Raw genomic sequence first — 9782 nt, 5'->3', positions numbered from 1 at the left:
GGTCGGTGGGAGCCGACCGCCCCGCCGGCCAGGTCCCGCGGGACACCCCGGACGAGGCGATCGGCCGGCGCAGGGCACCTGACCGGCGCGTCCGTCCCCCGAACGCCCCGTCCACCAGGAAGCGCGCCGCCCCCCGTGCGACGGTGACCGTACTGCTGACCGACGTACGGAGACCGCCGTGGCCGACCTCCATGACGAGCCGCACACCCTTCCCGAGGTCGGCGAGCTCGACGACGAGGCGCAGGCGCCCCCCGTCACCCCGGACGCGCGGCTCACGGCCGAAGGGACCACCCGGGACGGCCAGGACCTCGCGGACGCGGTGGGCACCCCGCTGGAGCGGGCCCGTGCCCTGCTCGCCGCGCACCCCGTCGCCGACGGCTACAGCGGACTGCCCTGGGCCCCGCGCCACCTGCCCTGGTACGACCTCCAGCTCGGCGAGAGCGCCGTCGCCACGGACGTGCCCCGGCTGCGCGAGGGTCACGTGGGCGCGCTGCTGTGGTCGCTGCACCTGCCCGAGGGACTCGCCGCCGGCCGGGCCGTCGGCGCCACCCTGGAGCAGCTGGATCTCGTCCGGTCGGTGATCGCCGCCCACCCCGAGGGACTGCGGCTCGCCCGCAGCGCCGGCCAGGTCATCGACGCCCGCAACTGCGGCCGCGTCGCCGTGGTCCTGGGCCCGGCCACCGCCGCCGCGCTCGACGACTCCCTGAGCATCCTGCGCGTGCTGCACTCGCTGGGCGTGCGCGTCCTCACCCTGGGCGGCACCTCCTGGGCGGGCGAGGCGGGGCTGACCCGGTTCGGCGAGGAAGTCGTGCGCGAGATGAACCGGCTCGGCGTGCTCGCCGACCTCTCCGGCGCCTCCGACGCCACCGTCGGCCGCGTCCTCGCCCTCTCCAAGACGCCGGTCCTGTGCACCCGCTCGGCGGCCCGCGCACTGCGTCCCCACCCCGACAACCTGCCCGACGACCTGCTCGCCGGGCTGGGCGCGGCCAAGGGACTGTGCCTGGTGCCGCTGACCTCCGAGCAGACCGGCCCGAGCCTCCGGGACGTCGCCGACCACCTCGACCACGTCCGCGCGGTCGCCGGCCCCGGCTGCGTCGGCCTGTCCGGCGCCCACGACTCGGGCGCGGCCCATCCGCAGGGCCTCACCGACGCCTGCGGCTATCCGCATCTGATCGCCGAGCTGCTCGACCGAGGCTGGCCGAAAACCGACATCACCCTGCTGACCTGGGGCAACGTACAGCGTGTGCTGCGCACCGCCGACTTCACGGCCCGTGCGGTGCAGGACCGCAGAATGCCGTCGACGGCGAGGATCGAGGAGCTCGACGGATAGCCCCTGCCCGGTGGATTCCGGTGGATCCCGGCGGGATAGGCCCCGCCCGGCGGATCGGTGGATCCGACCGATCGGGGCGGAGGAACTACGGGCGCACCGGTTGCTACGGGCGCTCGGTCCGGCACAGGCAGAACGGGTGCCCCGCCGGATCGGCGTACACCTGGAAGTCCTTCTTCTCCCGGTCCTCCAGGTCCAGCGGCCGCGCGCCGAGCGCCAGCACCCGCTCGTGGGCCGCGTCGATCTCCGCCCAGGTGGCGCCGCCGTCCAGATCGAGGTGGAACTGCTGCGGATTGCGGTCGGCGCGCGGCCACTCCGGCGGGGTGTACCCCTCCACCTGCTGGAACGCGATCCGGGGGCCGCCGGGGACGTGGAGCACGTACCAGTCCTCTTCTCCGTCCTCGGCCTCGGGCGTACCGCCCAGCACCGCCGCGTAGAAGTCGGCGAGCGCGCGCGGATCGGGACAGTCGAGGACCACGGAACGGAAACGGGCGACGGACGGCATGGATTCCTCCGGCTCGAGTGCGGTACAGGGCTTCGGCGGTCGTACGGGCTGCCGCAGTCGGGCCGGCCTGGAAAGGCCGTGCCGGCGGTTCAGCAGCTGCACAGGCAGAACGGGTGCCCCGCCGGATCCGCGTACACACGCCAGCCGCGCGAGCGGTCCTCCGCGTCGAGCGGCTTCGCGCCCAGCGCGAGCACGCCCCGCTCGGCCGCGTCCAGATCGTCCACGGTCAGGTCCAGATGGAACTGCTGCGAGTGCTCGGGCGCCGGCCACTCGGGCGGTACGAACCCGGAGGCGGCCTGGAAGGCCAGCGACTGACCGCCGGGCACCTTCACATCCACCCAGTCCCCCTCACCCTCGACGCTGCCGCCCAGCACCTCGGCGTAGAAACCGGCCAGCGCGCCCGGGTCGGGACAGTCCAGAACGACGACACGCAGCTTGGCGAGAGACATGACTTCTCCTCACGGTCGGAACGAAACCGCCTTCCGGTTACCCATAAGGGCGAGTAACCGGTAACGGTTACTGCATGCTTCCCTATTGGCGGTAACGTCGCAAGCATGAATGACCGATCGGCCGCTCCCGGAGGCCTGGCCCTGATCGAGTCCCTGGTGAACACGTTGGACATCGAGTCGGGCGCGGACGCGCTGGACACACCGGAGGGCCGGGCACGCTTCGGGCTGCCGGAGGGCACTGCGGGTGGGGGGAGCGCCGCGGGCGAGCTGTCGCGGGCCCGCGAGCTGCGTGAGTCCCTGCGCGCGGCCCTGCTGGCACACGCGGGCCATCCGCCGCACCGCGAGGTGACCCCGCTGGGCGAGCTGCTGGCGGCGGCGCCCCTGCTGCTGGCGATCGACGAGCACGACGGCTCCGCCCGCCTCGCCCCAGCCGGTCCCGCCCCAGCCGGTCCCGCCCCCGCGGGCCGCGCTCCGGCAGGTCCCGTAACTGGGGTTCCCGACCCCGGCGGCGCGGCCCCGCTGCTCTCGCGTACGGCCGAGGCCGTGGCGGAGGCGCTGATCGCGGGCACCTGGACCCGGCTGAAGGCCTGCGAGGCCGCCACCTGCCACTGGGCGTACTACGACCGAAGCCCGGCGGGCCGGGGGCGCTGGTGCTCGATGCAGGTGTGCGGGGCGCGCGCGAAGATGCGGCGGTACCGGGCCAAGTAGTTCACCGGGCGAAGTAGTTCACCGGCCGAGGCACAGGCCGGTGGTGCAGAATGCAGCAAGACGCCGGTTCGGCCGACTGAGCCTCGGCCGAACCGGCGTCGCTGCGTACGCCGTTTCGGCCGGGATGTCTGTGCGGCGCGATGCCTACGCGGTCGGGCGGCCCATCGCCCGGTACGTCCATCCGGCCTTGCGCCACAGGACCGGGTCGAGCGCGTTGCGTCCGTCGAGGACCAGCCGGGTCGTCGCGACCTCGCCGAGCTGTGCCGGGTCGAGCTCGCGGAACTCCCGCCACTCGGTGAGATGGAGTACGACGTCGGCGCCCCGGACGGCCTCCAGCGCCGAGTCCGCGTAGCCGAGCGTCGGAAAGACCCGGCGGGCGTTCGCCATCCCCTTCGGGTCGTACACCGTGACCTGACCGCCCTGGAGATGGATCTGCCCGGCGACGTTGAGGGCGGGCGAGTCCCGTACGTCGTCGGAGTCGGGCTTGAAGGTGGCGCCGAGCACGGCGACCCGCTTGCCCAGGAAGGAGCCGCCGCCCAGCGCCTGCCGTGCCAGCTCGACCATCTGCCCGCGCTGACGCATGTTGATGGAGTCGATCTCGCGCAGGAAGGTCAGCGCCTGATCGGCCCCGAGCTCACCGGCACGGGCCATGAAGGCCCGGATGTCCTTGGGCAGACAGCCACCGCCGAACCCGATCCCGGCCCGCAGGAACTTCTTCCCGATCCGGTCGTCGTACCCGATGGCCTCGGCCAGCTTGGCGACATCGCCGCCGGCGGCCTCGCACACCTCCGCCATGGCGTTGATGAAGGAGATCTTGGTGGCGAGGAAGGAGTTCGCCGAGGTCTTCACCAGCTCGGCGGTGGGGAAGTCGGTGACGACGAACGGCGAGCCCTCCCCGATCGGCGTCTCGTAGACCTGCCTCAGCAGCGCCTCGGACCGCTCGCTGCGCACCCCGACGACGATGCGGTCCGGGTGCAGGGTGTCCTGGACCGCGAACCCCTCGCGCAGGAACTCCGGGTTCCAGGCGAGCTCGGCGTCCGCACCGGCGGGCGCGAGCTCGGCGATCGTCCGGGCCAGCCGGTCGGCGGAGCCCACCGGCACGGTGGACTTGCCGACGACGAGCGCGGGCCGCGTCAGATAAGGGGCGAGGGAGCCTATGGCGGACTCGACGTACGACATGTCGCACGCGTACTCACCGTGCTTCTGCGGGGTGTTGACGCAGACGAAGTGGACGTCACCGAAGGCTCCCACCTCGGCCCAGTCCTGGGTGAACCGCAGCCGCCCGCTGGACCCCTCGAACCCGGGGACGTGCCGGCGCAGCAGCTCCTCGAGCCCCGGCTCGTACATGGGGGTCTCGCCGCGTTCGAGCATCTCGATCTTTTCCCGCACGACATCGAGAGCGAGCACCTCGAAACCCAGCTCGGCCATGGCCGCGGCGTGCGTGGCGCCGAGATAGCCGGTGCCGATCACGGTGATCTTGAGGGCCATGGATGCTCCTGGTGGGGGTGTCGTCGCTGCGCGCCCGAGCATAGTCGGGGCGTGCCGGCTCCCCTCACCGGGCAGTTGTCAGGCGGGAGGACCCTGTCGCCAAGCTCACGTATCACTCGGCTTTGTAGACCCTTAAAATTTGAGTTACTTAACGGTAATTAGCGTCGGTGACCGTAGCGTTTTGGAGCGTGAGACACCTTGGCCGGATCGGCTGACTTCGACCTGTACCGCCCGTCCGAGGAGCACGACATGCTCCGGGACGCCATCCGTGCGCTGTCCGAGGCGAAGATCGCTCCGTTCGCGGCCGTGGTGGACGAGGAGGCCCGGTTCCCGCAGGAGGCGCTGGACGCCCTGGTGGCGAGCGACCTGCACGCGGTGCACGTTCCCGAGTCGTACGGCGGCGCCGGCGCGGACGCCCTCGCCACGGTGATCGTGATCGAGGAGGTGGCGAGGGTCTGCGTGTCCTCCTCGCTGATCCCCGCGGTGAACAAACTGGGCTCCCTGCCGGTGATCCTCTCGGGCTCCGAGGACCTGAAGAAGAGGTACCTGACGCCGCTCGCCAAGGGCGACGCGATGTTCTCGTACGCCCTCTCCGAGCCGGACGCGGGCTCGGACGCGGCCGGTATGAAGACGAAGGCGGTCCGGGACGGCGACCACTGGATCCTGAACGGCGTGAAGCGCTGGATCACCAACGCGGGCGTCTCCGACTACTACACGGTGATGGCGGTGACGGACCCGTCGAAGCGCTCGAAGGGCATCTCGGCCTTCGTCGTGGAGAAGTCCGACCCGGGAGTCTCCTTCGGCGCGCCGGAGAAGAAGCTGGGCATCAAGGGGTCCCCGACCCGCGAGGTCTACTTCGACAACGTCCGTATCCCGGCCGACCGCATGATCGGCGAGGAGGGCACGGGCTTCGCGACCGCGATGAAGACCCTTGACCACACCCGCATCACCATCGCCGCGCAGGCGCTGGGCGTCGCCCAGGGAGCCTTCGACTACGCCAAGGGCTACGTCCAGGAGCGCAAGCAGTTCGGCAAGGCCATCGCCGACTTCCAGGGCATCCAGTTCATGCTGGCCGACATGGCCATGAAGATCGAGGCGGCCCGCCAGCTGACGTACGCGGCGGCGGCCAAGTCCGAGCGCCTCGACGCCGACCTCACCTTCCAGGGCGCGGCCGCCAAGTGCTTCGCCTCGGACGTGGCGATGGAGGTCACCACGGACGCGGTCCAGCTCCTCGGCGGCTACGGCTACACCCGCGACTACCCGGTCGAGCGGATGATGCGCGACGCGAAGATCACGCAAATTTATGAAGGCACGAACCAAGTTCAGCGGATCGTGATGGCCCGCAACCTCCCGTAGCGGATGCTCGTGGCCGGGCCCCGCTTCGGCGGCACGCACCGGCCCGCGCCGACACCAGCGGCCCCCGGCATCGCGCCGGGGGCCGCAGCCACGCGGTCGTTCTGCTCGCCGGCCGCCTCGGCTCAGTCCCCGAACCCCTCCGCGATGCGGCGCTCACGCAGCTCCATGATCGCGCGTCGCCTGGCCAGGCGGTGGGTGCGGCGGATCTGGGCCTCCTGGTAGCGACGCTCGTCGCGTTCCGTCTCCGGGACGACCGGGGGGACGGCACGTGGCTTGCCGTCGGCGTCGACGGCGGCGAAGACCAGGTAGGCCGAGCCGACCTGGGTGGCCGGAGCGGACTCGTTCCAGCGTTCGGCCAGGACCCGGACGCCGACTTCCATCGACGTCCGGCCGGTCCAGTTGACCTGTGCCTTCACATGGACGAGGTCACCGACGCGGACCGGCTCCAGGAAGGCCATCTCGTCCATGGACGCGGTGACGGCGGGCCCGCCCGAGTGCCGTCCGGCCACCGCGCCCGCCGCGTCGTCGACGAGCTTCATGATCACGCCGCCGTGCACCGTGCCCAGCAGGTTGGTGTCGTTGTGGGTCATGATGTGGCTGAGGGTGGTGCGGGACGCGGATGCGGGCTTGCCCGGGATGTCCGGGGTGCTGCCCGAGTCCGCCGCGGTGACCTGGTCTGTCATGTCCTCCACCTTATGCCGAGGGGGACAACCCGGGATTTTGTGTCAGCTTGGCAACAGCGGGGCCCTGATTCTCCGACGGCCCTTGTAAGGCACACAGCACTGCCCTGCACACTGGTCCGCATGAACGATTGGCCCGAGGGATGGTCCGACAGTGACCGCGGCAACCGCTACGGCGCCGGCAGCGCCGGTGCCCAGCCCGAGAGCGCGCGTGTCATGCGGCAGGTCCGCCGTGGCCCGGCCGCCCCGCCACAGGGCGCCGGAGTCCCGCCGCAGCCGTCGTACGTCAACGGTCAGGGGTACGGCGACTACACGAACGCCCAGAACACCGGGTACGACAGCGGCTACAGCTCGGGCGAGGTCTACGGGGGCGGAGGCGACTCCGGCGGCCCCGGGGGCGTCGACACCCGCGCCCCGCGCCCCGCGCCGAACTGGCGCCGTCGTATCAAGTGGACGGCGATCACGGTCCTGACCGTGCTGGTCGTGACATCGGTGGGCACCTACTTCTGGGCCGACGGCAAGCTGCGGCGCGAGGTCGACCTGTCGAAGGTCATCGACCGGCCCGAGGGGGGCGACGGTACGAACTACCTGATCGTCGGCTCCGACAGCCGTGAGGGCCTGTCCGCCGCGGAGAAGAAGGAACTGCACACCGGTTCCGCCGAGGGCAAGCGCACGGACTCGATGATGATCCTGCACGTCGGGTCCAACGGCGACACGCTGGTCTCGCTGCCGCGCGACTCGGACGTGGAGATCCCGACGTTCGTCGGCTCCGAGTCCGGCAAGACGTACAAGGGCACCGGCCGGCACACGAAGCTGAACGCCGCGTACGCGACGGACGGCCCGGAACTGCTGGTGCGCACGGTCGAGTTCAACACCGGTCTGCGCATCGACCACTACGTGGAGATCGGCTTCGCCGGCTTCGCCAACATCGTGGACTCGGTCGGCGGTGTCGAGATCACCATCGACAAGGCCTTCAAGGACAAGTACTCGGGCGCCGACTTCCAGGCGGGCAAGCAGACGCTGAACGGCGAGGAGGCGCTGGCCTTCGTCCGCACCCGGCACGCGTTCGCCGCGTCCGACCTGGAGCGCACCAAGAACCAGCAGAAGTTCCTCGCCGCCCTCGCCCACGAGGTGGCGACCCCCGGCACGGTCCTGAACCCCTTCAAGCTCTATCCGACGCTGGGCGCCGGCCTGGACTCGCTCATCGTCGACAAGGACATGGGACTGTACGACCTGGGCTCCATGTTCTTCGCGATGAAGGGTGTCAACGGCGGCGACGGCACCTCGCTGAACATGCCGATATCCGGCTCCTCCGGCGGCAACCTCGTCTGGGACAAGACGAAGGTGAAGCAGCTGGTGAACGAGTTGAACAACGACGAGAAGGTCACCGTCTCGGGCAACTGAGCCGCAGTGACCCACCCATGAGCAGGGGCGCCCGCACCGGGCGCCCCTGCCCGCGTTCAGGCGGCGGTCACATCGTGGCGCCGGCCATCGTGCGGCACATCTCGGCGCAGCGGCGACAGGACTCCGCGCAGCGCATCATCTGCGGATCGTCCGGCATGGCCATACACGCCTCGGCGCACATGTCGCAGGCCTTGGCGCACATGGCGCACATCTCGGCCGACATGGGCGAGCGCCGCATCATCATGTCGGCGCACATGCGGGTCGTCTCGGAGCAGTCCATCAGCGCGCGCATGATCTGCATCTGGGCCTGGCCGCCCATCTGCATGCAGGAGCTCATGGTCTCCTCGCACATGCTGTGGCAGGACATGCACGCCTCTACGCAGTCCTGCATCTCCTTGCTCATGGCGGTCATCGTTCCGGGCTGGGTCATGGCTCCTCCTGGGGGTGAGGGGGCCCGGCGGGCCCCGTGCGTGCCCTTCCGTCGTACGCCTCCCACCCGCCCCGCGCCATCGGGAGGACGGGACCGTTCCGTACGTTTTGCACCAGAAGCGCACATCCGCCTAGGAGCAGCCCACCTCGTCCCCTCGCACCACGCCGAACTCCCCCTGCTCCGCATGGGCGGCCCGCACCTTGCGCACCCGGCGGAAGTCGGTCCCCGCGATGACCTTCAGGGTCGGTCCGAGGCCCTTCACGGCCCGCAGCTCGCTGCCCGGAAGGGCGGTCGCGAGGGACTTCGCGGAGCGGTCCCAGCGGGGGTCGTAGGCGACGACCGTGCGCCGGGCGGTGGGGGAGGCCGCGCCGACCGGCTGCCGGGTGGTGCGGAAGCCCGTCGCCGCGAGCGCCGCGTCGACCCGCCTGCCGAGTCCCGCCGTACGGGTGCCGTTCTCGACCTGGACGCGGATCTGCTGCGGGGCGACGTCCACGCGGGCGTCGTCGTCGCCGGGCCGGGCGCCCGTGGCGAGGGGCTCGTCGTCGCGCAGGGCCCGGAAGAGGCGCCGCGACCTCACCGGGTCCCACTTCAGCGTCGAGCCGATGCCCTTCACGACATACCCCATCTGCCCGATGGGGACGGTCGTGAACTCGGAGGAGGAGGGGGAGAAGGTGCGCATCGCCCGGCCGAGGTCGAGGAGTTCGTCCGTGCCGAAGCCCCGGTCGGCCCGCACGGAGCCGAGCACCGCCCGCGTCACGTCCCGGAACCTCAGGGGGTTCAGCAGGACCCCGGAGGAGGTGGCCCGGTCCACCAGGGCCGCCAGGAAGCGCTGTTGGCGTTTCATCCTGCCCAGGTCGGAGGAGGCGTCCGCGTGCCGGGAGCGGACGTACTGGAGGGCCTGGCCGCCCTTGAGCGTGTACGTGCCCGGCGCCAGGTCCAGTCCCGTGTACGTGTCCTTCAGGGGCTGCGCCGTGCAGACCTTCACACCGCCCAGCACGTCGACCGTCTTCATGAAGCTGGTGAAGTCGACCTCCAGGTAGTGGTCGATCTTCACGTGGGTCATGCTCTCGACCGTGCGGACGGTGAGCTGCGGCCCGCCCTCCGCGTACGCCGAGTTGATCCTGATCGGGTGGCCGCGGTGTTCCTCGCCGGTGACCTGGTCGGTGTGCGGGGGCGTCTCGGCGTAGGAGTCGCGCGGGAGACTGACGACGCTGGCCCGCTCGCGGTCCCCCGAGATGTGCACGATCATGATCGTGTCGGTGCAGTGGCAGGGGGCCCCGCCCAGGCGGTACCGGCGGCGTTCCGCCTCCGTGATGTCGTCGCGCCCGTCGGTGCCGACCAGCAGGACGTTCATGCCGTGACCGCCCCGCGGACGGTTCTTCATGTCCTTGAAGGGGTCGACCCGGGCGATGCCCGCGTCCAGGCCCGCGACCAC

10 protein-coding genes are annotated in these 9782 nt (G+C 71.1%); 4 read left to right on the top strand and 6 right to left on the bottom strand.

Annotated elements, in window-relative coordinates:
* Window positions 1-178: 178 nt before the first annotated feature.
* Entirely contained in the window at window positions 179-1330 is a 1152-nt protein-coding gene (locus ACFWBB_RS41660) for a dipeptidase (RefSeq protein ID WP_385284239.1), read from the top strand.
* Window positions 1331-1433: 103 nt separating this feature from the next.
* Here ACFWBB_RS41660 and ACFWBB_RS41655 read toward each other — a convergent pair whose 3' ends face one another.
* Together ACFWBB_RS41655 and ACFWBB_RS41650 are read right to left on the bottom strand one after the other, a co-directional pair.
* On the bottom strand, window positions 1434-1832 hold the full coding sequence (locus ACFWBB_RS41655; protein WP_385284237.1) for a VOC family protein: 399 nt from the start codon (window positions 1830-1832) through the stop codon (window positions 1434-1436).
* An 89-nt stretch (window positions 1833-1921) separates the two neighbouring features.
* Window positions 1922-2281, bottom strand: coding sequence for a VOC family protein (locus ACFWBB_RS41650; RefSeq protein WP_385284234.1), 360 nt, complete (start codon window positions 2279-2281; stop codon window positions 1922-1924).
* 105 nt (window positions 2282-2386) lie between these two features.
* On the opposite strand from ACFWBB_RS41650, the gene ACFWBB_RS41645 reads away from it, so the two are divergent.
* Entirely contained in the window at window positions 2387-2989 is a 603-nt protein-coding gene (locus tag ACFWBB_RS41645; RefSeq protein WP_385284231.1) for a CGNR zinc finger domain-containing protein, read from the top strand.
* 144 nt (window positions 2990-3133) lie between these two features.
* Here the strand turns inward: ACFWBB_RS41645 and ACFWBB_RS41640 are convergent, their stop codons facing one another.
* Window positions 3134-4477, bottom strand: a complete 1344-nt coding sequence (locus tag ACFWBB_RS41640; protein ID WP_385284228.1) for a UDP-glucose dehydrogenase family protein — start codon at window positions 4475-4477, stop codon at window positions 3134-3136.
* 198 nt (window positions 4478-4675) lie between these two features.
* On the opposite strand from ACFWBB_RS41640, the gene ACFWBB_RS41635 reads away from it, so the two are divergent.
* Window positions 4676-5833: an acyl-CoA dehydrogenase gene (locus ACFWBB_RS41635; protein ID WP_385284225.1), complete on the top strand. Its 1158-nt coding sequence runs from the start codon at window positions 4676-4678 to the stop codon at window positions 5831-5833.
* Window positions 5834-5955: 122 nt separating this feature from the next.
* On the opposite strand, the gene ACFWBB_RS41630 is transcribed toward ACFWBB_RS41635, so the two are convergent.
* On the bottom strand, window positions 5956-6516 hold the full coding sequence (locus tag ACFWBB_RS41630; RefSeq protein ID WP_385284222.1) for an acyl-CoA thioesterase: 561 nt from the start codon (window positions 6514-6516) through the stop codon (window positions 5956-5958).
* A 120-nt stretch (window positions 6517-6636) separates the two neighbouring features.
* Between ACFWBB_RS41630 and ACFWBB_RS41625 the strand changes: the two genes are divergently transcribed.
* A complete protein-coding gene (locus ACFWBB_RS41625; RefSeq protein ID WP_385284219.1) occupies window positions 6637-7917 on the top strand; it encodes an LCP family protein in 1281 nt (426 codons plus the stop codon).
* 67 nt (window positions 7918-7984) lie between these two features.
* Here the strand turns inward: ACFWBB_RS41625 and ACFWBB_RS41620 are convergent, their stop codons facing one another.
* Window positions 7985-8347, bottom strand: coding sequence for a four-helix bundle copper-binding protein (locus tag ACFWBB_RS41620; protein WP_020128538.1), 363 nt, complete (start codon window positions 8345-8347; stop codon window positions 7985-7987).
* A gap of 130 nt (window positions 8348-8477) precedes the next feature.
* The coding region (locus ACFWBB_RS41615) for an LCP family protein (RefSeq protein WP_385284217.1) at window positions 8478-9782 on the bottom strand (1305 nt) is incomplete at its 5' end.

The organism is Streptomyces sp. NPDC060000 (genome assembly GCF_042737375.1).
Lineage (GTDB): Bacteria > Actinomycetota > Actinomycetes > Streptomycetales > Streptomycetaceae > Streptomyces.
Note: the sequence above shows the minus strand (reverse complement) of the source record. Positions and strands in the feature narration are given on the sequence as shown.